Source organism: Pseudophaeobacter sp., from assembly GCF_039971195.1.
Classification (GTDB): domain Bacteria; phylum Pseudomonadota; class Alphaproteobacteria; order Rhodobacterales; family Rhodobacteraceae; genus Pseudophaeobacter.
Genome location: NZ_JBDWPJ010000074.1, coordinates 1 through 20,912, shown reverse-complemented (window position 1 = coordinate 20,912; position 20,912 = coordinate 1). Strand labels below are relative to the sequence as shown.

At 58.9% G+C, this 20,912-nt stretch carries 19 protein-coding genes and 1 pseudogene; 11 read left to right on the top strand and 9 right to left on the bottom strand.

All coding sequences use genetic code 11. The features are described from left to right. Window positions 1–53: 53 nt before the first annotated feature. The 6 genes from ABJP42_RS06475 to ABJP42_RS06450 form a co-directional block, all read right to left on the bottom strand. Window positions 54–1,151 carry a phosphatase PAP2 family protein gene (locus ABJP42_RS06475; protein ID WP_348339458.1) on the bottom strand — a complete coding sequence of 366 codons (1,098 nt, stop codon included), beginning with the start codon at window positions 1,149–1,151 and terminating at the stop codon, window positions 54–56. Between the two features lie 86 nt (window positions 1,152–1,237). Further along, window positions 1,238–3,274 carry a BTAD domain-containing putative transcriptional regulator gene (locus ABJP42_RS06470; protein ID WP_348339456.1) on the bottom strand — a complete coding sequence of 679 codons (2,037 nt, stop codon included), beginning with the start codon at window positions 3,272–3,274 and terminating at the stop codon, window positions 1,238–1,240. A 147-nt stretch (window positions 3,275–3,421) separates the two neighbouring features. Continuing rightward, the gene (locus ABJP42_RS06465; protein ID WP_348339455.1) at window positions 3,422–4,198 is read right to left on the bottom strand and encodes an ABC transporter permease; all 777 of its coding nucleotides are present in this window, start codon (window positions 4,196–4,198) and stop codon (window positions 3,422–3,424) included. After that, a complete protein-coding gene (locus ABJP42_RS06460) occupies window positions 4,195–4,941 on the bottom strand; it encodes an ABC transporter permease (RefSeq protein ID WP_490363193.1) in 747 nt (248 codons plus the stop codon). Before ABJP42_RS06460 ends, ABJP42_RS06465 begins: the two co-directional genes overlap by 4 nt. An 18-nt stretch (window positions 4,942–4,959) precedes the next feature. Beyond that, window positions 4,960–5,724 carry a transporter substrate-binding domain-containing protein gene (locus ABJP42_RS06455; protein WP_348339451.1) on the bottom strand — a complete coding sequence of 255 codons (765 nt, stop codon included), beginning with the start codon at window positions 5,722–5,724 and terminating at the stop codon, window positions 4,960–4,962. Between the two features lie 53 nt (window positions 5,725–5,777). After that, window positions 5,778–6,587: an ABC transporter ATP-binding protein gene (locus ABJP42_RS06450; RefSeq protein WP_348339449.1), complete on the bottom strand. Its 810-nt coding sequence runs from the start codon at window positions 6,585–6,587 to the stop codon at window positions 5,778–5,780. A 91-nt stretch (window positions 6,588–6,678) separates the two neighbouring features. On the opposite strand from ABJP42_RS06450, the gene ABJP42_RS06445 reads away from it, so the two are divergent. After that, the gene (locus ABJP42_RS06445; protein ID WP_348339447.1) at window positions 6,679–7,311 is read left to right on the top strand and encodes a TetR/AcrR family transcriptional regulator; all 633 of its coding nucleotides are present in this window, start codon (window positions 6,679–6,681) and stop codon (window positions 7,309–7,311) included. 88 nt (window positions 7,312–7,399) lie between these two features. On the opposite strand, the gene ABJP42_RS06440 is transcribed toward ABJP42_RS06445, so the two are convergent. Both ABJP42_RS06440 and ABJP42_RS06435 read right to left on the bottom strand, forming a co-directional pair. After that, window positions 7,400–8,887: a flavin-containing monooxygenase gene (locus tag ABJP42_RS06440; protein WP_348339445.1), complete on the bottom strand. Its 1,488-nt coding sequence runs from the start codon at window positions 8,885–8,887 to the stop codon at window positions 7,400–7,402. A gap of 15 nt (window positions 8,888–8,902) precedes the next feature. Beyond that, a complete protein-coding gene (locus ABJP42_RS06435; protein ID WP_348339443.1) occupies window positions 8,903–9,361 on the bottom strand; it encodes a cupin domain-containing protein in 459 nt (152 codons plus the stop codon). 174 nt (window positions 9,362–9,535) lie between these two features. Between ABJP42_RS06435 and ABJP42_RS06430 the strand changes: the two genes are divergently transcribed. The 5 genes from ABJP42_RS06430 to ABJP42_RS06410 all read left to right on the top strand — a co-directional run bounded on the left by ABJP42_RS06430 (window position 9,536) and on the right by ABJP42_RS06410 (window position 14,575). Continuing rightward, window positions 9,536–10,510 (top strand): AraC-like ligand-binding domain-containing protein, encoded by a 975-nt coding sequence (locus ABJP42_RS06430; protein WP_348339441.1) that lies wholly within the window; start codon window positions 9,536–9,538, stop codon window positions 10,508–10,510. A gap of 350 nt (window positions 10,511–10,860) precedes the next feature. After that, window positions 10,861–11,763, top strand: a complete 903-nt coding sequence (locus ABJP42_RS06425; protein WP_348339439.1) for a lipid A-modifier LpxR family protein — start codon at window positions 10,861–10,863, stop codon at window positions 11,761–11,763. A gap of 112 nt (window positions 11,764–11,875) precedes the next feature. Beyond that, window positions 11,876–12,949, top strand: a complete 1,074-nt coding sequence (locus ABJP42_RS06420; protein ID WP_348339437.1) for a Hint domain-containing protein — start codon at window positions 11,876–11,878, stop codon at window positions 12,947–12,949. A 198-nt stretch (window positions 12,950–13,147) separates the two neighbouring features. Continuing rightward, window positions 13,148–13,768 carry a 30S ribosomal protein S4 gene (gene rpsD / locus ABJP42_RS06415; RefSeq protein ID WP_348339435.1) on the top strand — a complete coding sequence of 207 codons (621 nt, stop codon included), beginning with the start codon at window positions 13,148–13,150 and terminating at the stop codon, window positions 13,766–13,768. Between the two features lie 234 nt (window positions 13,769–14,002). Then, window positions 14,003–14,575, top strand: a complete 573-nt coding sequence (locus ABJP42_RS06410; protein ID WP_348339433.1) for a PA14 domain-containing protein — start codon at window positions 14,003–14,005, stop codon at window positions 14,573–14,575. Window positions 14,576–14,605: 30 nt separating this feature from the next. Here ABJP42_RS06410 and ABJP42_RS06405 read toward each other — a convergent pair whose 3' ends face one another. Next, window positions 14,606–15,067: an Lrp/AsnC family transcriptional regulator gene (locus ABJP42_RS06405; protein WP_348339431.1), complete on the bottom strand. Its 462-nt coding sequence runs from the start codon at window positions 15,065–15,067 to the stop codon at window positions 14,606–14,608. A 106-nt stretch (window positions 15,068–15,173) separates the two neighbouring features. Here ABJP42_RS06405 and ABJP42_RS06400 point away from each other — a divergent pair, with 106 nt between their 5' ends. The 5 genes and pseudogenes from ABJP42_RS06400 to ABJP42_RS06380 form a co-directional block, all read left to right on the top strand. Continuing rightward, window positions 15,174–16,598 (top strand): aminotransferase class V-fold PLP-dependent enzyme, encoded by a 1,425-nt coding sequence (locus tag ABJP42_RS06400; RefSeq protein WP_348339429.1) that lies wholly within the window; start codon window positions 15,174–15,176, stop codon window positions 16,596–16,598. A gap of 134 nt (window positions 16,599–16,732) precedes the next feature. After that, entirely contained in the window at window positions 16,733–18,382 is a 1,650-nt protein-coding gene (locus tag ABJP42_RS06395) for a peptidoglycan-binding protein (RefSeq protein ID WP_348339427.1), read from the top strand. A gap of 155 nt (window positions 18,383–18,537) precedes the next feature. Continuing rightward, a complete protein-coding gene (gene hisC, locus ABJP42_RS06390) occupies window positions 18,538–19,629 on the top strand; it encodes a histidinol-phosphate transaminase (RefSeq protein WP_348339425.1) in 1,092 nt (363 codons plus the stop codon). Continuing rightward, window positions 19,626–20,546, top strand: a complete 921-nt coding sequence (locus ABJP42_RS06385) for a prephenate/arogenate dehydrogenase family protein (protein WP_348339423.1) — start codon at window positions 19,626–19,628, stop codon at window positions 20,544–20,546. The genes hisC and ABJP42_RS06385 overlap by 4 nt, the downstream gene beginning before the upstream one ends. Continuing rightward, window positions 20,543–20,912, top strand: a pseudogene (locus ABJP42_RS06380) (extensin family protein); the annotation flags it as partial. The gene ABJP42_RS06385 and the pseudogene ABJP42_RS06380, both read left to right, overlap by 4 nt.

Here is a 20,912-nt window from a genome sequence, read left to right as displayed (position 1 = left end):
GCCCTGCGATGCAGCCAGGTGGACAGGGGCAGGGCAGTGGGAGCAGGGCGGAGTTAGCTTGATTTCTTTGCTTCGTCGCGCGGGAAGGATTTGTCTGTGCTGCCCTGTTTCTTGGCCTCGGCCTGATCATTCAGCACTGCGGCAATCAGATCCGGGAGCTCATTGGCCAAACGGTTGGAAACCGCATTGGAGACCCGGCTGCTGAGCGAGCTGCCGCCCTCTAGATCCGGGATGGTATCGGCGGCAGGGTCAAAGCTGCACTGGATCCCGGCCCACTCTTCGCGGGCCTCTTGCAGCAGGTCCTGGACTTCTGGCATCTGCTTCAGAAAGTCATGAAAACAATCATAGGCCAGCTGTTGTCCGGCAGCGGTGTCACTGCGGAAATGCACCCCGGCAATTTCCCGGTTCTCAGAGATGCGCTGGGCAAGGGCCGCTGCGTAGCGGGCCATCGGGTGGGCCTCGCCTTCGTCAAACAGGGCGGTGATGATAGTGGCGATCAGGGTCATCTGGGTGGCGTGACCACTGGGGTAGGAAGCATGCGGCGGGGTGGGTACCAGCGGCATCAGCGCCGGGCAGACTTGCACCGGGCGGGCGCGACTGATCTTGTGCTTGAAGTGCAGCGCCACCATCTGCCCGGCCTGCATCGCCAGGATGATCAGCCGCTGCGTGGCGGGCCGGTTGCCCGCGCCCATCATGAACATATTGGACCAATAGGCTTCGCTGTTGCCAACCTGGGCCACAATTTCGGCTGCGCGATGCGGGCGATCTTCGTTGCGCATTCTGATCATGTCATGCAGCTCACGTCTCAGCGCTTGATCGCCGTCATCGGGGTTTTGCACCTGAATGGCTCGATCCCCTTCGTCCCAGCCGGTTTTGGCAAACCGTTGCAGGATCAGCTTGACCTCGAGCTGCGGAGACCAGGCATCGGCGGGAAACTCCTGACCACCAAGAAAGGCAAAGGGCTGCCCGCCCTTGCGTCCCAGTGGCTCGTGAAAGGGCAGGCCAGCGGCCAATCCGGCGGAGCGATAGGGGGCAAATCCACCACCTGAAACCGCGCCATCCACGGCACCGTCGACAGCGCCATCTACTGCCCCGTCCACCGCGCCATCAACCGCTCCGTCTACGGCGCCATCGCGAAACCCATGTGTCATGCCATTCTCCCCTGCGGCTCATCTGGCCGGTCGCGCTCTATCCTGTCTGCAGCTGCGTTAGCCTGGCGTGAGGCAGCCGTGAGAGCCTAGTCTTGCAGGCCGATTTCGCGTAGGCGCTCGGCATATTTCTGGCCCGTCGCCTGATCTTGAAAGGGCTGCTTTTTCAAAAAATGTCCAATGCGGAACCCGGGATCAAGCCGCTTGATTTCTGCGGCGATCTTGCTGGCCTCACTGAGCTCGCCCTGTTCGGCGAGAGCCACTGCCGTCATGCGCAAGTTTGACGTGTAATTGGGGTTCAATTGCTGTGCCCGTCGTCCGGCAGCAACCGCATCGGCGTAGTTGCCGACGGCAAAATGCGCGATACTGAGGAAATGCTCGGATCTGAACAGGTAAGGATCGCAGGGCGACAGGCGAATGGCGGCCTGGGCGTTCTTTATCCCGTCTTCGGGCCGCCCGGAAAAGGTCAGCGTCGGGGCGGACCACAACAGGGTTTCAGCATCGTTGGGAGCATTTTTCAACGCTCTGCTGCAGATCTCGATGGCTTGTTCGGCATATCCAAACAGAACGGTTTGATTATGGGCATAGCGGGCCAGGGCGCGACCACTTTCACCGCTGAGCCGTACGGCCTCTTCGGTTGTGGCCTGCAGTGCCTTGCCATCGGCTGCGGGATCCTTGGACCAGCCCTGTCCCAGCAAAACCGAATGCCAGTCGGTCAAGGCGACGCGGCTCATGCCATAGCGCGGGTCGCGGGCGCAGGCCTGTTCGAGCATGGATTTGGCACTGACAAAAGTCGCCGGGTCGAGGTGAAAAGCGATATCGCGGCCCCGGATCATCAGGTGATAGGCCGATAGATCTGCGGGTAGGCTGCCTTCGGTGCGGCGCAATTCAGCCGCAGAGACCGAGGGCAGTAGTTGGTGGGTCAGGTTGAGGGCAATATCGGTCTGCATATCAAACAGTTCAGCCGCATGGGCAGCATAGGTATTGGCCCATTCGACCAGGCCTGTGCGGGTGTCGACCAGCTGAACGTTGATGCGAAACCGGTCCCCCGCGCCGCGCACACTGCCGGTGACGACATAATCGGCGTCCAGTTCTGGTGGCTGGGAGCCGGGCAGGCCGCCGACCAGCCCCTGGAACTGGCGGGTGGTATTGCTGGAATAGACCTGTAGTTCGCGCAACTGCGCCAGCAATGACACGGTATCTTCGAGAATTCCGTTGAGAAAATAGCTCTCTACCGGCACTGGCCCAAGGTCGACAAAAGGAAAGATCGCCAGCTTGGGCGGCCCCTCTTGCACCTGCGCGGTGATCAGATCCGACGACGCAGGCAGCTGAATTGCAGTCCCTACAGCGGGGGCGTGGGCAGTTGCGGCACTGGGACTGGCAGGTTGTACTTCGCCGTTTTTGATCGCTACGGCCAGATCCTGGGTCTCTGCCGAGGGTTCCATCGCCAGAGCCTCGTCGAGGCGATCATAAAGCTGGCCATAGATCTGCAAGGAGGCTCCGGTCTCACCGCGCTCTGCCAAGCGGCGCATGGCAAAACGGCTGGCCGCTTCATTCAGGGGATCAAGACGGCAGATGATGCGGGCGGCACGCAGGGCTTCGGCTGCGCGGGTCTGGGGTGCTTCGATCAAATCAAAAAGCCGTGCAATCACTTGGGTTTCGCAGCTTTGATAACTGTCATGTGCCCAGCTCTCAAACCCCTGGCCGATATGGCCAAGCCCCATCAAGAACAGTTCGGAAAACTCGGCCCCCGCTTCAAGGTGCTGGCCGGGGATCTTTTGCTTCAGATCTGCAAGCAGATCCCCGATGTCAGACCGGGTTACACCGGGGCGCAGGGCAATATCTGTCGGATTGACCTCAAGCGCCTCCTTCATCAGTGCGGGGGCTTCGCGGCGGATTTCAGACAGGCATTGCCGCAACGATGATCGGGATCGTTCAGGGGTACTCCCCTCCCACAGCATATCGGCGAGTTTGGAGCGCAGGGCGCGCTGTTCTGGTTGCAGGGTGAGATAGACCAAAAGCGCAGTGGCTTTTTTCTTGCCCTGAAACAGCGGCTGCCCTTCCCAGCTGACGCCGGGGCTGCCAAGCGTCCGTATATAAAGGCCTGAAGTGCTGTGCTGCGTCATCTGTTTTCCCTTGCGGGCAATGTTAATCACAGGTTCGGGGCGCAAACAACATCGGGAAACAGAGGCGGAGCGCCTGTTCGTTTACCGCTCGAAACGGGAGGGGCAGGGACAGGTCTACCTGCCTCTTCCTTTGGCTTTGGCGCTGGTTCAACGACGGGTCGGACCCTGGGTCTCAAACCGTTTGAAAGCCAGGCCGATGAGACCGGCAATCACCATATAGGCCAGGGCCAGCAACAAGAGCGGTTCGTAGACGATAAAGGTATCCGAGCGCACTCGCGAGGAAACGGCGTAGATCTCGACCACGGTGATGGTGGCCACCAGTGGCGTTGCTTTCAGCTGCAGAATGGTCTCACCCCCCAGGGTGGGCAGGACATTGCGGATGGCCTGTGGCAACCAGATGCGGCGGAACATGGTAAAGCGCGGCATGCCAAAGCTTTTGGCGGCCTCCAGCTGGCCCTTGGCGACGCCAGAAAAAGCCCCACGCATCACCTCGCCCTCATAGCCGGCATAGGACAGGGTGAGCGCCATGACCGCATAGGGCCAGGCCTGGCGCAGATAGGGCCACAGCTCGCTGGAGCGGATCCAGGGAAACTGAGGAAACAGCGAACCAAGCCCGTAGTAGAGCAGCCAGATCTGCAACAAGAGCGGCGTGCCGCGAATGATGGTGCAAAAGGCCCGCGCCGGGGTCGAGAGGTACCAGGGGCCAATGGCCTGCGCCAACCCCAGCGGGATCGCCAGCAAAAAGCCCAGAACCGTGGTTACAACCAGGATCCAGATCGTGGTCCACAGCCCTTCTAGCGCCAGGGGCGCATATTTCGGGATCCAGTCCCAGCGCAGGGATAGCGCACACCACAGCACAAATGCGGCGAACAGCACCATCAGCACGATGCGATGTGGCTGCATCAGGGCTTTCAGCTGGCTCATGTCTTGCCCTCCTTCAGCGAGGGCTGGCCGCGGCGGGCCCATTTTTCAATGCGGGCAAAAACAGCGCCAGAACAGAGGGTCACCATCAGGTAAAGCCCGCCAGCGGCGAGGAAAAAGGTGAAATAGGCACGGGTGCTGCTGGCGGCCTGTTTGGTCTCCAGTGTCAGCTCGTTAAAGCCTACCACGGCGAGCAGTGCGGTGTCTTTGGTGGCAATCAGCCAGAGATTGGCAAGCCCTGGCGTAGCAAAGGCCATCATTGCCGGAATTGTCACCCGCCGCATGGTCATCAGGGCGGGCATGCCATAGGCGCGGGCGGCCTCGATCTGGCCCGTTGGAACCGCCTGAATGGCGCCGCGCAGAATTTCGGTGGCATAGGCACCCTGAACGATGCCCAGAACCCAGATACCGGCCACGACACCGCTGATCTCAACCCGGCCATAGCCCATTATCTGCGCCAGTTTGTTGATGAGATCAGTGCCGACGTAGTAAAGGATCAGGATCAGAACCAGTTCCGGCACCGCCCGGATCACGGTGGTATATATGGCGAGCAGGTCCCGCAGGACTGGCCCGCCATAGAGTTTTCCATAGGCCCCGAAAAGCCCGATCACCAGCCCCATGCCAAAGGCGCCAAAGGCGATCTGGAGCGAATTTGCCAGACCGCGCAACAGGTTGCCGCCCCAGCCGGGGGGAGAGAGCGACAGCAAAGCCGCGCTTTCAGCCAAACCGAGCCATTCGAGGATCATCGTCACGTCTGTGGTGCCTTAGTAGATGCTGGCAGTGAAGTATCGTGCGGTGATTTTGGCATGGGTGCCATCTTCGAGGATCTTGGCGATGCCTGCGTTGATCTTGGCGGCCAGGGCCTCGTCACCCTTGCGGAGACCGGCGCCGACACCACGGCCCAGGATCGCTGGATCATCAGCGACAGCGCCTTTGATCTCGCAGCAGGCGCCAGCTTCGGTGCCGACAAAATCTGCCATTGCGATGCTGTCCGCCTGGGTGGCATCAATACGACCGGCAAAGAGATCCTGGTTGGCTTCGTCCTGGGTCTGGTAGACGCGGATTTCGGCACCCTTAAAATACTCCTGCGCGTAGGCTTGGTGAATGGTAGAGGCCTGAATGCCGATGATCTTGCCGTCCAGACCTTCGGGGGTGGGGGCGATATCAAGGGATTTATCGGCAACAATCACCGCAGGGGTGTTGTAGTAGGCATCAGAGAAATCGATGGTTTTCAGGCGCTCTTCGGTGATCGACATGGAGGCCATGATGGCGTCAATCTGCTGGCCGGTAAGGGAGGGGATGATGCCGTCCCAGGCTACAGGTGTCAGCACACAGTCCAGTTCGGCGGCGGCGCAGACCGCGTCGATGACTTCGATTTCCCAGCCAACCCAGGTGCCAGAGGAATCCAGCGAAGCAAAAGGCGGGTAGGGTTCGGCGGCGATGCCGATCTTGACCTGATCCGCCTGGGCGGCCCCGGCGGTGAGGGTAGCAAGGGTGAGGCCTGCGGCCAGAAGTGTTTTTATGGACATTGTTTTCTTCCCTTTTGTTGTTTTGGTTTGTTGTTTTGGTTTTGTTGAAACGATCAGGAGACGGATCTGAGGAATTGCTGCAGGCGTTCAGATTTTGGATTGCCAAAGACCTCGGCAGGTGGGCCCTGCTCTTCGATCCGACCCTGATAGAGGTAGACGACATGATCCGCGACTTCGCGGGCAAATCGCATCTCATGAGTGACCAGCAGCATGGTACGCCCCTCGGCGGCCAGATCGCGGATCACGGTGAGCACTTCGCCCACTAGTTCGGGGTCCAGCGCGCTGGTGGGTTCGTCAAACAGCATCACCGAAGGATCCACAGCCAGGGCACGGGCGATGGCGGCGCGCTGCTGCTGGCCGCCAGATAGAAAGGCCGGAAAGGCGTCTTCCTTTTCGGCCAGGCCAACGCGCTCCAGCAGCTTGCGGGCCTGGGCCACGGCCTCGGCGCGGGGGATTTTCAGCACATGCACCGGAACTTCGATAACATTTTCCAGCAGGGTCCGGTGGGTCCAGAGGTTGAAGGACTGGAACACCATGGCCAGCCGGGTGCGGATGCGCTCGATCTGGCGGCGATCGGCGGGGGTGCCGTCACCGCGCATCTTCACCTCTTCGCCGTCGATGATGATTTTCCCGGCGGAAGGCGACTCGAGGAAGTTGATACAACGCAGCATGGTGGATTTGCCGGAGCCGCTGCCGCCAATAATGGCCACAACATCGCCTTGGCGCGCGGTAAGGGAGACGCCCTTGAGCACCTCCAGCGTACCAAAGGATTTATGCAGCCCGTCGATCCGGACAGCATTCTTGAAGGTGGCAGAAAGCGGGGCGACTGCGGCGTCTTGGTCCGCGAGGGCAGCTGTTGGCATTGTTGGGCGTCCTTCGTTATTGGAGTAGTAAGGCCGAACAGAGGTAGTTATGCAAGTGTATAAATACTGGTGCGCCATCCAGGGAGCTGCAATGAGTGAAGAACGCCGGAAATTTACGCGCGAGAGTGCGGAGCAACGCAAACAGGCGCTGATCACCGCAACGCTGGAGCTGGTAGCGGAAAAGGGGGTGCGCGGCGCCACGGTGCGCGGCATCGCTGAGCGGGCAGAGGTCACCCAGGGGCTGATAAGGCATTATTTTTCATCAAAGGAAGAGCTGATCACTGCCGCCTTTGACTATCATATGACGCAGATGACGGATCTCACTTTTGCCCCGGCAGCCAGCGTCAAAGGTTCGGCGCGGGCGCAGCTGCGGGTCTTTGTGCAGTCTTCGCTCACACCGCCGGTGGTGGACCCGAGGTCAATTGCCCTTTGGGCCGGGTTTCTCAACAAGGTGCAGCATGACGCGCAGATGAAAGAGACCCACGCGCGCAACTATGTCTATTTCCGTGACCGACTGGAGGAGTTGATTCGGGCCGCTCTTGAAGAGGCAGGTCAGTCTGCCGAACCGGAAAGGTTGTATCGACTGGCCACGGCCTGCAACGCCTTGATTGATGGGCTGTGGATGGAAGGTGGGGCGCTGCCCGAGGCCTTTGCGCCCGGAGAGCTGTCGCAGATCGGTCTGACCTCTGTGGGGGCCATCATCGGCCTGCCGCTGGAAGAGTAGCCCCAACAAAGGGCTTATCATGTGGGGGAAAAACCTTGGCGCGACCCCGAGGGAGGCCGCGCCAAGACTCCGGAACAGTAGAGGTCGTCTATTCAGCCTGATACTGCGGCGCCGAAGCCAGAAAGGCGGCATAGGCCGGGGCGCTTGGGTAAGAGAATTGTTCGGCCAGAGGATTGGCGCGTTTGCGCTTTGTCGCCCCCATGTCGCTGAGCAATTCATCAAAGTGCTTGAAATGGAAAGGAGCCGAGCAGAGCCCGCCATAAACCTGCGCCGCCGGGCGCTCGCGCCGTCGCCAGTCCAGCATCATCTCGATGTTCTTGTCCATTTCGGCGCGGCTGGGCTGCTCGGCCAGTTGACCATCGGCATAGCGCACCAGCCAGTTGGCGATCATCTCGGCGGATAGCACCGTGCAGAAGCTGGAGTTGAAGCCGACAAAGCCCATATCCGGCAGGTCGGGGTTCACCGAGAGACGGAAAGTGCGGTATTGCCCGTCTTCTTCGATCAGCTTGTCGCGATACTCTTGCGCCAGATAGGGAATGCCGAGTTTCCAACCCACCGCCAGCACAATGATGTCGGCCTTGACGTGATCCCCCGTGGTCAGCACCACCTCGCCTCCTTCGTAATGGTCAAAGGTGCCTTGGATCGGCTTCACCGCGCCGGATTTGAAGCTTTCAAACAGACCCGGCGTGACAATCGGCAAAGAGCAGGAGGCTTCTTTCTCGATTGGCGTATCCGGCACCATGTTCCATTTCTTCAGCCCCAGTTGCAGTTTCAGCAGGGTTTCCAGCCCACGGAAATTGACCCAGACCAGAGGCTTCAGTGCCGCGGCAATCACCCGCTGCAACCGGCTCTTGCCCCATTGATTGAACTGCTGCTCCTGTGCCCGCATATAGAGCAGGTTTTTGAAGTTGATGCCGCCGACAAAGTACGGCACCCGCCAGACGTTTTCGCGGTAGACCATAGTCACCTGCCTGGCCCCATGTTTGGCGGCATTCACGGCAATATCGGTGGCCGATTTGGACCCGCCCAGCACCACGACGTGTTTGCCTTCCATCATAGAAGGGTCGGTATAGTCAGAGGAATGGATCACCCGCCCGCCCTGGGCCACAAAGGCCTCCTGGCCGGGATGGCTGATGATGTTCTTTTCTGAGAACTGACCGGTGCAGATCGAGACAAAGTCAAAGTCTTCCTGCCGGACCTTGCCTGCCTCATCAATGGTCAGGGTCCAGCCGGGCCTGCCATCTGATCGTCGGTCCATCGATAGGATGTTGCTGTTGAGCCGAAACAGGCGGCTCAACTTATGCTTATCGGCATAGGAATGCAGATAGGCATACACCTGCGGCCCCTTTGGCCATTCGGGATAATCCTCCGGCATTGGATGATCAGTATAGCAATACAGATCCTTGGGCGATTGTGTCTGCACGCCGGGGTAAGAGCGCGACAGCTCCCAGACCCCGCCAAAATCATGGCTGCGTTCAAAGCCAATGACCCGGTGGCCTTTCTCGTCAAAGGCCTTGGCTGCGGCCAGCCCGCTGACGCCGCCGCCGATCACGGCGATGGTTTTGCGTTTTACCATTGTCTGCGCCCTCTCTTATTCGGCAGGAGGTGGCAGAAAGTCGACTTCGTGCAGGGCGGAAAGCCGCACCAGCTCTTCCGGATCGGTCACACCGTCCAGCTGCACAAACAGATCATAAAGCTTGCGGGCAGGGGCAACGCCAAAGACGCATTTGGCAGTGGCGCCACTGCGGTTAAAGATGCCATGGGCCACCCCCATTGGCATCCGCACGGTATCGCCGGGGCCTGCCTTATGCGTGGTGGGTGGGCCTTGGTCGTGGCCAAACTCCACCTCGAGATTGCCTTCGAGTAGATAAATCCATTCATCCTGGGTGGGGTGAATATGCGGCGGCACAAAGGTTTCTGCCGGGATGTCGGCGTGCCAGATGAAGGCACTGTCTGAGTGCAGTTTGGGCGTATAGGTATGGCCCACCACATTCCAGGCCACGGCGTTGATCCCCTCCGCTGACTGCGTGATGCCAACTGTTTCTTTCATGGTTTTCTCCCCGAACTTGAAAGATTGTTGCGTCAGCCTAGGGGCGGTTTGTCATTTTCTTTGTCCAAATTGCGCAAAGAAAACCCGTGGGGCGCAAAAAGCTTTGTTTTAGGTGTGAAATTTATGCAGGCTACCGGGATGGAGCCTGCAACACAGACCTCTTTGCCTGAGCCCTTGGGCGCATATCCCCTGTTTCACACGCGGGACATTGACCGTGCGCGGCAGAATGTGGCGCGAAAGTTCTGTTCTCATGATCTGACCCCGGGGCGTCACTTTCGCCAGTTTGAGGCCCGTCACAACCATGTCTCCGGTACCAACCTGTCGCTGAACTATCTGAGCTACGGCTGCGAGGTCGCCATAAACCCCGGTGAGCTGGAGCGGTTCTATCTGATCCAGCTGCCCCTTGCGGGAACAGCGCGGGTGCAAAATGGCAGGGTAGAGGTGGCGGCAGATCGCGCCACTGCCTCGGTGCTGAACCCAACCCGCGAGACCCGTATGACCTGGCATTCCGGGTGTCGCAAACTGTTGCTGCAGATCGACCGCGCGGCACTGCACACAATGGCCGAGGCCCTGTTGGGGCGGCGGCTCAGCAAGGCGGTGGTTTTTGATCCCAAGGTGGATCTCACCCAGCCTGGGCTGCAGCGCTGGGCTGCGGCGCTGCGCTCGGCCGTGTCTCTGGCGCAGAACCTGGGGGCCTTTGGTGGCCATAAGTCAGCGCATCAGGCCCGGCTGGAAGAAGAGCTGATGCTCGGTTTCCTGATGCACCAGCCCAGCAATATCCAACATGGGGTGCGGCAGGGGCATGCTTTTGGGGCGGCGCCGTTTCAGTTGCGCCGGGCGCTGGACTATATGCGGGGTAATCTAGGCGAACCCCTGACCCTGGCGCAGATCGCGGCAGAGGCAGACTGCAGCCTGCGCAGCCTGCAGGTAGGTTTCAGGCGGCATTTCCACTGTACCCCGATGCAGTATCTCACCCAGGAGCGGCTGGCCCATGCCCATTACCTGTTGCAAAGCCAGCCGACAGATCAGCGGGTGAGTACAGTGGCTTTTGATGCCGGGTTTAGCCATCTGGGACGATTCTCAATCGCCTATCGGGCCGCCTATGGGCGCTCCCCGCGCGACACTTTGGGCCGGGGAGGTCCCGCCTGAAACACTTTGCGCCAGTCATCGGGGCATTTCCTTCAAAGTTTTTGTTTCTTTTTCACCTTAAGGGGCACCAATTGTGGCAGGCTTCTGAAGGGCTGCACCCGTGGGTTTGGCCTGCAAGGCCCCGGTTTCGGAAGCTGATTGCGGGCGTGGATCTGAACTGTGGCATCGCTGCGGCAGGAGGCAGGCAGGGGATTTTTGCAAATCCACTTTCTGTGGCTCTGCTGCACTAGCTGCGCCCTGGGGTAGGGTGTTAGCGCATTGTTAACCTCGATTTCGGGGATGCACAGCTCAACAGCTCATAATGACAGCAGGACGTTTTGATTTATCGACAGCTTACCACCCTGGCCTTGATGCTTTTGCTGCCCTTTTCAGGACAGGCTGAACCGCTGGAGCAGGCGCAAAAACGCCAAAGGATTGGCTATGGGCTGATGTTCACCAATGATCTCTTTGGTGATGGCAAGGACCGCTGGCGTACCGGATCGCTGACTTCTTCGCGGATCTACGCTCGCCAAGGATGGCAGGGGCAGGCACCCGCCGGGTTTGGCGATCTGCTGGAGCTGCGGTTGCAGGGGCAAATCCTCGCACCAGAAGACCTGCGCGTTCCGGATGCCACGGATAGGCCCTGGGCCGGGGCGCTGACGGTGGAGCTGAACAGCCATATGCAGCGAGGAGCCACCGAAATCATGCTGGGTGGAGGGCTGGTGATGTTGGGACCGCAAACGCATCTGGATGAGTTGCAGACCTGGCTGCATGATCTGACCAGTGCGCCGCAGCCCTCGGATGCGGTATTGGCCGGTCAGGTGCCCAATACATTTCGACCGCTGATCTCGGCTGAAATTGGCCGCAGCCTGGCCCTCACGGATCGCGCTCAACTGCGCCCCTTTGTCGAGGCGCGGGCCGGGGATGAAACCTATCTGCGGGCTGGGGTGGACTTTAGCTATGGGCAGATTGCCCAGGGCGGATTGCTGGTGCGCGAAACCGTTTCTGGCCAGCGCTACCGCACCATGCAGGGAGAAGCTACGGGGCTGACCCTGACGGCAGGGGCCGATATCGCCTATGTCTCCCAATCGTTGTTTTTGCCGGACAGCAGCGGCTACACCCTGGAAAACAACCGACACCGGGCCCGGCTGGGGCTGCGCTGGCAGGGGGAAAACGCCTCCGCCTTTTACGGGCTCAGTTATCTGGGAGAGGAGTTTTCCAGCCAGCGAGAAGGCCAGCTGACGGGCTCGTTGCAATTGCAATTGAGGTTTTGAAAACACACCCACCCCGGTGCCAAGTGGGGGTTGGTGACTTTGCTCTTTATCCGACCGGGCTTGTTTGTTAAGTTTTGGTTAATAAAAATATAAAGAGCAGGCACACAGGCAGATGAAAACGGGCTTTCAAGGCACGTTTGTCATTTCTTGGTCGCAAACAGAAATAGATGGTCTCCCGGCAGCGCCGGTGGAGGCTATTGATGTCGGGGCAGCATGGTCCTGGCAGGGCGAAGCAGTGCGGGTTGATGGCCCGGCTGAGCTGTTGCGTTTGGGTATGGCAAACGGAGAATCCGACTTGCGACGTCGGGCTGCGCGTTCGGTGCGCAGATTGGTTGGCGCGGCGGTACAAAACCGAAGCGATGTGAGCGAGGTCTCGGTCGAGGACCCGCTATTGGACAAGAGCTTTGTGGTGACCAATGGCGTGCAAAGTTACACGGTCACCGTGATTGAGGTCAGCGATAGCGCCCGGCCTCTTTTGATGTTTGTAAATGAGATCCCACCACGCGGGAGCGACCTTTGGGTGGTGCATCATTCGCTGGGCAGCATTGGCTGTCCGGCAGATACCATGCCAGGGCAGCCAGGAAGCGGAGTGATCTGTTTCACCCCCGGCACGCAGATTGCCACTCCCAATGGTCCGCGTTGGGTAGAGGATCTGCGCGAGGGCGACAAGGTACAAACCCGCGACAGTGGCGCCCGAGAGATCCAGTGGATTGGGGCGCGCCGGATCAGCGGTGCGCGGCTGTTTGTGGTTCCAAAGCTGCGTCCCGTGCGCATTCGCGCCGGGGCGCTTGGCATTGATCGCCCCGAAAAAGAGCTCTTGGTTTCGCCGCAGCACCGCATGCTGATCCGCGGACGTCAGGTTCAGGCGCTGTTCAATACCTCTGAGGTGCTGGTGGCGGCGCAGGATCTGATCAATGGTCAAACCATCGCCACCGACACGTCGGTGCGCGAAGTGACCTATATTCATTTGCTCTTGGGGTCTCACCAGGTGCTTTGGGCCAATGGGGTAGAGAGCGAAAGCTTCCATCCTGCCAGCGCATCGATGTCGGCGCTGGACACCCAGGATCGCATTCGGTTGACCGGGCTTTTGCCGGGATTGGAACAGGACCCGATGCGTTATGGGGGCTATGCCCGGCGCAATCTCAGCGCCTCGGAAGCGGCGATCCTGATGCACGAAGCGGCCTAGAACTCTGAACCCTTAAAAAACCCGAAGCAGCAGTGTTGACTCTGCTGCCTTTGCGCATATAAGCGCCACTTCATTGGTGTTGGTGGGCCCCGCAAGGGGATTCCTGTCATAGGCGCGGATCAACGGATCCAACCCTAAGAGGACAACGCCCTTCATAGCAGCCTGAACCGGCTGCGATTAAAACGAAGGAGAACAGCCGTGACTAAACGTACGTCTGCCAAGTATAAAATTGACCGCCGCATGGGCGAAAACATCTGGGGTCGTCCTAAGTCCCCAGTTAATCGTCGTGAATATGGCCCCGGCCAGCACGGTCAGCGCCGCAAGGGCAAACTGTCCGATTTTGGCATTCAGCTGCGCGCCAAGCAGAAGCTGAAAGGCTACTACGGCGATATCACTGAGAAGCAATTCCGCCGCATCTACGCCGAAGCTGAGCGTGTAAAAGGCGACACCGGTGAAAACCTGATCGGCCTGCTTGAGCGTCGTCTGGACGCCGTTGTCTACCGCGCCAAGTTCGTTCCAACCGTTTTTGCCGCACGTCAGTTCGTCAACCACGGCCACGTCACCGTCAACGGCAAGCGCGTCAATATCGCGTCTTACCGCGTCAAAGAAGGCGATGTAATTGCTGTACGTGACAAGTCTAAGCAACTGGCAGTTCTGCTGGAATCCGTTGCCCTGGCCGAGCGTGACGTTCCAGACTACATCGAAGCCGATCACTCCAAAATGACCGCCACTTTCGTGCGCGCACCTGGCCTGGCCGATGTGCCTTACCCAGTTGTTATGGAACCAAATCTGGTCGTGGAATTCTACGCCAAAAACTAATCCTGACGCCCCGCGCGGATGTCGGAGAAAAGGGCTGCCTCTGGGCGGCCCTTTTTGCGTTTTCACTGCCTTTTTTGGCAGTCTTTGCGCCGGATCAGCGACGGCAACCTTTAGGCGACATATTTCTTGTGATGTGCCTGAAGCACAAAAGCGGTTGTCTTTTGTCGGGACTCGTCGCTACCGTGAGGGAAATTAGCCTCGCCACTCAAGTGCCGGGCAAAACGGGAGTATGAAATGAAACGTTTTTTGACTGGTACGATTGCCGCCATTGTTGTGACCTGCGCCACCGCGCTCAGCGCTGCGCCATTGAAACTGCAACCTGCCAGCCCGCAGCCATCAGGCCTTAAACCCGGCCTCTCTGTGCGCTATGCCTACCCGGTTGACGTAAAAACTCTGGTGGATGCCTCTACGGCGCTCAAGATCAGCTCGGAACGTGGCCGTCCGCTCTCTGGCTTGGACTACCGCGATACCAACGAGGGGGAGCCAGCTCTGACCTCAAAGCGGGCAGAGCATGTTGCTGCTTCAATCAAAGGCTATGTGCATTTTGACAAGCCGGGCATTCACAACATCGACTTTCTGACCAATGATGGGCTGCGCGCCAGAATTGGTGGCCAGGTGGTGGGCCAGTTTGACGGGCGTCAGACCTGCGACACCACCATCATGAGCGAAGTCGAAGTGCCCTCTGCCGGGTGGTATAAACTCGATATTCTGTACTTCCAGCGCTACAATACTGCCTGCCTGCACATGCGGATGGGCCCCAAGGGTTCGCGCGTGTCCTGGATGCCAAACAAGGCCTTTGGCCACTAAGGCATTTGGAAGACGTCCGCTGCCGCAGGATTACAGTGGCAGCGGGCGGCCCTCGGCAATGGTCTCCATTGCAAAATAAGAAGTGACGCTGTCGAGCTCGACGCCGCTGATCAGCCGCTGATAGACCCGGTCATAACTGCCCATATCCTGCGTCACCACCTTGAACTGATAGTCGTAATCGCCGCCGATACGATGGAAATCCACCACTTCGGGGATGGTCAGCACATGACGACGGAAAGTATCGAGCCAGTCGGCCGAATGGTGCCGGGTGCGCAGCATGACAAAAACCACCAGATCCAGCCCCAACTGCGCGCGATCAACCCGCATGGTTGATCCCTGCAGCACGCCTTTGTCATTCAGCGCCTTCAGGCGGCGCCAGCAGGCGTTTTGCGACAGGCCAACGACATCCGCCAATTCCCGTTGAGACAGGCCGGCGTCCCGTTGCAGGGCGCGCAGGATGTTGCGGTCAATATGATCTACAATGCTGCTCATGCGGCGATCATATGACACAAAGATTACCATAATCAATCAGTCATTGGGGGTGATTTCACGGGAGATCCATAGGAAACTTTTTGAAACACTTATAGGAGACGCGCGCATGACCCTGGCAGCATTCAAAGACGATCTGGCCCAAGCCGCAACTGATGGCAGTCTGGCGCGCGGTGTCATCGGCGACGGGATGATGATTCCGGGCCCGGCAGGCGAGGTGCCGCTGGTCTATGCGGATTATGTGGCCTCGGGACGCGCCCTGCGCCAGGTGGAGGAATTTGTCGCCACACAGGTGCTGCCCTTTTATGCCAACTCCCACACCGAGGCGTCCTTTTGCGGCTCATATGTTACCCGGATGCGCCGGGAGGCTCGCGCGGAGATCGCCCGCCTCACCAAGGCGTCAGCTCAGGATGTGGTCATCTTTGCAGGATCCGGCGCCACTGCGGGCCTTAACCGGTTGATCAGCCTCTTTGGGGTCAATAAGGCGGCAAAGCCTGTGGTCTTTATTGGCCCCTATGAACATCACTCCAACATTCTGCCCTGGCGCGAAAGCAAGGCCAAGGTGGTGGAGATCCCCGAGGCTGCCGAGGGTGGGGTGGATCTCCAGGTCCTGCAACAGGCGCTGTTGGACCATGGCAGCAGTGATTTGATGATTGGCAGCTTTTCTGCGGCTTCCAATGTGACCGGCATCGTGACCGACCCGGACCCTATCAGTCGGATGCTGCATGCGGCTGGGGCGCGGGTGGTCTGGGACTTTGCTGGCGGCGGCCCCTATCTGCCGATCTCGATGGCGGGGGAGCACGGCGCGCATAAGGATGCGGTTGTGGTCTCACCTCATAAATTCCCAGGTGGGCCAGGGGCTTCCGGCATCCTGATCGTCAACAAAGACGCGGTGCGTCGCCGTTGCCCTTCGTGGCCAGGTGGTGGCACTGTCAGTTTTGTATCGCCTTGGGGTCATGAATACAGCGAAGATCTCACCGCCCGCGAAGAAGCCGGAACCCCAAATGTGATTGGGGATATTCGCGCGGCACTTGCCTTTTTGGTCAAAGAGGCCGTGGGCGAGGCGGAAATTGCCGCCAAAGAAGCGCGTTTTGCTGAGATGGCCCGGGAAGGTTGGGCGGATAACCCTCAGTTGACCCTGTTGGGCCATGCCAAGGCGCATCGCCTACCGATTTTCTCCTTTACAGTACGTGGATCATCAGGGGCACCGGTGCATCAGCAGCTGTTCACTCGTATGTTGAGCGATCACTATGGCATTCAGGCCCGCGGTGGCTGTGCCTGCGCTGGTCCCTATGCACATCGGCTTTTGGGCATCGATCAGGATATGTCCAAAGCCCTGTTTTATGCACTAAAAGCCGGGGAAGAATTGCAAAAACCCGGCTGGGTGCGGCTCAACTTTTCGTATCTGATGGGGGATGAGATGGTGCAATACATCATCGACAGCGTCAACGACCTGACCCGGCGCGCCGAAGATCTGGCCGAGACCTATAAGGCCGACCCCAGCACCGCCCGGTTTCAGCCTTTTGCAGCCTGACATGTGAAGGCGGAGACAGTTTTTCAAGACCGGGCTTATGGGGAAAGCTTTGGCCAATTCTCCCGTGACAAGGCACCGAAGTATATTGCAGGCTAATATCATTAATTGGTCTGTTTATTAGTCGGAGCCTTGTTATGGCACTTAATTTGTCAGCCCCTGTGGGGGATAAAACCCGTATCACCAAGCCTGACGCCAAGGCTGGTGAAGGGAAATTCAAAGCCGTCAAAAACGCCCCCGCAGATGTGGAGCTGGTGCGTTTGATGCTGAAAGCAAACGGTTTTAGCAATATCGCGATCTCCAAGAAATGCGATGCCTCCCTGATCAAAGACATCCGCAGTTTCCAGAAAAAGACGCTCGGCTTCAAAAAGCCTGACGGCATTGTGGACCCTGGGATGCGGACCTGGAAGGCGGGATTGCCAAAACTGCAAGCCATGGTCGCTGCAGACCAAAAGGTCTCGGTTTATGAAGTCAAGGAAGAGGGCAAGACCAAGCAGATCGAAATGCGCGAATTTGAGGCCAAGGAAAAGGCGCTCAAGCATGAGATCCTGTCCAAAGCCAACATGATGTATGGCCAGGCTGAATGCTGGGTGAACTTCTGCAATGATGTGGAAAAAACCCGGCAAGCCGAAGACAATATGATGATGGCGTTTGTTGAATTCACTATGTCGAGCTTGAATAGTAAAACTGACCCGCCTTGGACCGCAATTTTGAATGCGCGGTCAGAGGCCTCGACGCTGAAATCCCTCGTGGATCGATCCAAGCCGGACTGGAAAAAGGTCCAAAAGCAGGATGCCAAGGCGACGAAAGTCTACAACGCCGGGCAAAAGGCTTTTGAGAAATTCATCGAGGCTCGTATTGGCACGGCCGGAAAGGCGGTCTTTACCCTGGAAATTGTACGCGAGACCTCTTTCACGGTGATCGAAGTCTATGCAACCGCGCGGCTTGTGGCGACCAAGGGCATGGACCCGATGAAGGCGCATTCTATAGCAGCTGCTGGAACCGAAGCGATGAAATCCAGCGCGGGTCAGGTCGGGGAGTACTTTGCTGGCAACAAGGTCACCTGGGATGGCGCGGCCAAAAAGGTGGCGCTGGACACCCTGTTTGCCGGGGCTGCGGGGGCTGCGGGTGGAAAACTAGGTGGGGCATTTTTGAAGGGCATTGCAACGAAGGTGGCAGCACAACTGCCCTCCAAAATGTTTCAGACATTCTCCCAGAAGACACTGACCACTTTTATGGAGAAGATGTTCACCACCAATGTCGGACAGGAAATGGTGGCAAATGCCGCCAAAGAGGCGATTATGCTGTTTAAGCCCGTTGTCGAAAAGGGTCGGGCACCAAATCAGAAAGAGATAACAGATGCGGTTGTTAAAATCCTGTCTGGTGGAATCATGGCCTCAGGTCCGATGAAATCGGTGTCTGAGTTTGGGTCTAAATACCTCGCGAACTCCAAGAGCTTCCTGACTGAGAAACTGCTGCCCAAAGCCATGGATAGTGCTTGGAAAGACGAGTTGATCAAGAAGTATGGCCCCGAGGCTGTGGAGAAATTTGCTAAGAAGCACGGGCCTGAGATCTACGCGGATGTTGCTGGTGCGCTGCAGGATAAGGTTTTTGTGGCCTTTGCCAATTTGGCACTGGAAGGCTCGGATGGGAAACAGTCCGCCAAAGTGCTTCAGAAATCCATGGAAGAGAAGATGCGCAAGGATGCCAAGCTGCGCAAAGAGCTCACCGAAATGGTCAAAAAGCAGGCTGAGGCCAGGATGAAAAAACTGGCAAAGGCAGCGTGACGCTGCCTGCTGCTGGCCCCGGCGATGGCGGTGGTAGGGCTTTCTGAGGGGTGCGCTGGGATAGAACTGCGGATTCACCAAGCCGCTAGTGATCTTGCTGCTTTCCCATTGGCTTGCGCCTCGTTATTACGAGGGGAACCAAGGAGCCCGTTAGAATGACACAGATCACGCCGCAGCCCGGTATTATGGATATCGCTCTTTATCAAGGCGGCGCGGCCCATGTGGCAGGGGTGAGCAACACGGTAAAGCTCTCCTCCAATGAAAACCCACTGGGGCCAAGCCCGCTTGCGATTACAGCCATGCAAGAGGCGGCGGCGCATATGCATCGGTATCCCAGCTCCGACCATCAGGCGCTGCGCCAAGCGATTGGCGAGGTTGAAGGGCTGAACCCCGAGCAGATCATCTGCGGCGCCGGCAGTGATGAGATCATCGCCTTTCTGTGCCAGTGCTACGCGGGTCCCGGTGATGAGGTGCTTTATACCGAACACGGCTTTGCCATGTATCGCATCAGCGCCTTGGCCGCAGGGGCGACGCCGGTCGAGGTCAAGGAGCACGAGCGTGTCACCGATGTGGACGCTTTGCTCGCAGGGTGCACCGATCGTACCAAGCTGGTTTTCATTGCCAATCCCAACAACCCCACTGGCACCATGATTTCCGCCGCCGAAGTGGCGCGCCTGGCCGATGGTTTGCCAAGCGGTGTCTTGCTGGTTCTGGATGGCGCCTATGCGGAATATGTCGAGGGCTTTGATGCCGGGGCGGCGTTGATCGCGGCGCGTGACAATGTCTTCATGACCCGCACCTTCTCCAAGATCTACGGCCTGGGTGGTGCGCGTATTGGTTGGGGCTATGGGCCTGCGGCAATTGTCGATGTGCTGAACCGGGTGCGGGGGCCGTTCAACGTCTCCTCTACGGCCCTAGCCGGGGCGGAGGCCGCGGTGCGTGATCGCGCCTATATTGCCACCTGCCGGTCTGAAAATGCTCAGTGGCGCAGCTGGCTTGCTGCGGCCCTCGCGGAAATGGGTATTGCCTCTGATACCTCTTGTACAAATTTCATTCTGGCGCGGTTTGCCTCCCAGGGCGAAGCAGAGGCCTGCGACAACTATCTGCAAACTCAGGGTCTGATCGTGCGTCGGGTTGCAGGCTACAACCTGCCCAATGCCCTGCGGATTACAATCGGCGATGAAATCGCCTGCAAGCGGCTGGTCGCGGCCATTTCAGACTTCAAATCAAGGCAGGGCGTGGCATGACAACTGTTGTTTACAACCGGGTTGCGCTGATTGGCCTGGGGTTGATTGCCTCCTCGATGTTCTGGGCGATGAAGCGCGCCGGGCTGGCGGGCGAAGTCACTGGCTATGCCCGCAGCGCCGAAACCCGTGACACGGCGCGTCGCATTGGTCTTTGTGATCGCATCTGCGACAGCGCGGCTGAGGCCGTCGAGGGCGCCGATCTGGTGGTGCTCTGCGTGCCTGTTGGCGCCATGGGGCCGGTGATGGCTGAAATCGGCCCGGCGTTGAAACCCGGTGCCACAGTTTCGGATGTGGGCTCGGTCAAGGCCCATGTGATCGAGGTTGTCGCCCCGCATATCCCTGACGGTGTGCATTTTGTGCCGGCGCATCCGCTGGCAGGCACCGAACACTCCGGACCAGAGGCCGGTTTTGCCGAGCTGTTTGACAACCGCTGGAGCCTGCTTGTGCCGGTGGAGGGCAGTGACCTCGCTGCGGTCGATCAGCTGCGGGCCCTGTGGGAAGGCATGGGCGCCAATGTCGATGAAATGGACGCCGATCACCATGATCTGGTGCTGGCAGTAACCAGCCATGCGCCGCATCTCATTGCCTATACTATGGTCGGTGTAGCGGATGATCTGCGCCGGGTTACCGATAGCGAAGTGATCAAATACTCTGCCGCCGGCTTTCGTGATTTCACCCGCATTGCCGCCTCGGACCCCACCATGTGGCGCGATGTCTTCCTGACGAACAAGGATGCGACGCTGGAGATCCTCGGGCGTTTCACCGAGGAACTTTTCGCCCTGCAACGCGCCATCCGCACCGGAGACGGTGAGCATCTGCATGAGTATTTCACCCGCACCCGCGCTATTCGCCGCGGCATCATCGAGGCCGGTCAGGATACCGCTGCACCAGATTTTGGGCGGGCGCATAAATCATGATCTTGCGGAGGCGTATCAAGCTTTGGGTGGCAGGTCTTGTCCTGTGCTGTGCGGCCGCGCCGCTGCTGGCATTTGCGCCAGAAGTCTCCTTGCGCCCCGCCCATCGCCCCACAACCGAGGCGTCTGGCCAGCAGACCCTTTTGCCGCAATCTACCGTTGCAGCTCTGGTGGCCTTGGAGGTAGGGGGCGCTGGGGTGAACCCTGGTATGCGACCTGTGACGCGTCCTGTCTCCCCCCAGATCCTGGCCGCAGCCGCCCTGCCGGTGGATGCTGTCCCATCGGTTCTGGAGCGCTCCTTGGTCCCCTCACTGCGCCCCGACAGCATTGTCGAACAGGCGCTGTTCAAGCGCCGCCGCCTGCGCAAGG

Coding starts and splice junctions, on each gene's coding strand:
- ABJP42_RS06420 (WP_348339437.1), top strand. CDS start 11,876: ATGAAAACGGGCTTTCAAGGCACGTTTGTCATTTCTTGGTCGCAAACA.
- ABJP42_RS06465 (WP_348339455.1), bottom strand. CDS start 4,198: ATGAGCCAGCTGAAAGCCCTGATGCAGCCACATCGCATCGTGCTGATG.
- ABJP42_RS06440 (WP_348339445.1), bottom strand. CDS start 8,887: ATGGTAAAACGCAAAACCATCGCCGTGATCGGCGGCGGCGTCAGCGGG.
- ABJP42_RS06445 (WP_348339447.1), top strand. CDS start 6,679: ATGAGTGAAGAACGCCGGAAATTTACGCGCGAGAGTGCGGAGCAACGC.
- ABJP42_RS06450 (WP_348339449.1), bottom strand. CDS start 6,587: ATGCCAACAGCTGCCCTCGCGGACCAAGACGCCGCAGTCGCCCCGCTT.
- ABJP42_RS06455 (WP_348339451.1), bottom strand. CDS start 5,724: ATGTCCATAAAAACACTTCTGGCCGCAGGCCTCACCCTTGCTACCCTC.
- ABJP42_RS06475 (WP_348339458.1), bottom strand. CDS start 1,151: ATGACACATGGGTTTCGCGATGGCGCCGTAGACGGAGCGGTTGATGGC.
- ABJP42_RS06410 (WP_348339433.1), top strand. CDS start 14,003: ATGAAACGTTTTTTGACTGGTACGATTGCCGCCATTGTTGTGACCTGC.
- ABJP42_RS06400 (WP_348339429.1), top strand. CDS start 15,174: ATGACCCTGGCAGCATTCAAAGACGATCTGGCCCAAGCCGCAACTGAT.
- ABJP42_RS06470 (WP_348339456.1), bottom strand. CDS start 3,274: ATGACGCAGCACAGCACTTCAGGCCTTTATATACGGACGCTTGGCAGC.
- hisC (WP_348339425.1), top strand. CDS start 18,538: ATGACACAGATCACGCCGCAGCCCGGTATTATGGATATCGCTCTTTAT.
- ABJP42_RS06425 (WP_348339439.1), top strand. CDS start 10,861: ATGCTTTTGCTGCCCTTTTCAGGACAGGCTGAACCGCTGGAGCAGGCG.
- ABJP42_RS06435 (WP_348339443.1), bottom strand. CDS start 9,361: ATGAAAGAAACAGTTGGCATCACGCAGTCAGCGGAGGGGATCAACGCC.
- ABJP42_RS06405 (WP_348339431.1), bottom strand. CDS start 15,067: ATGAGCAGCATTGTAGATCATATTGACCGCAACATCCTGCGCGCCCTG.
- ABJP42_RS06385 (WP_348339423.1), top strand. CDS start 19,626: ATGACAACTGTTGTTTACAACCGGGTTGCGCTGATTGGCCTGGGGTTG.
- ABJP42_RS06395 (WP_348339427.1), top strand. CDS start 16,733: ATGGCACTTAATTTGTCAGCCCCTGTGGGGGATAAAACCCGTATCACC.
- ABJP42_RS06460 (WP_490363193.1), bottom strand. CDS start 4,941: ATGATCCTCGAATGGCTCGGTTTGGCTGAAAGCGCGGCTTTGCTGTCG.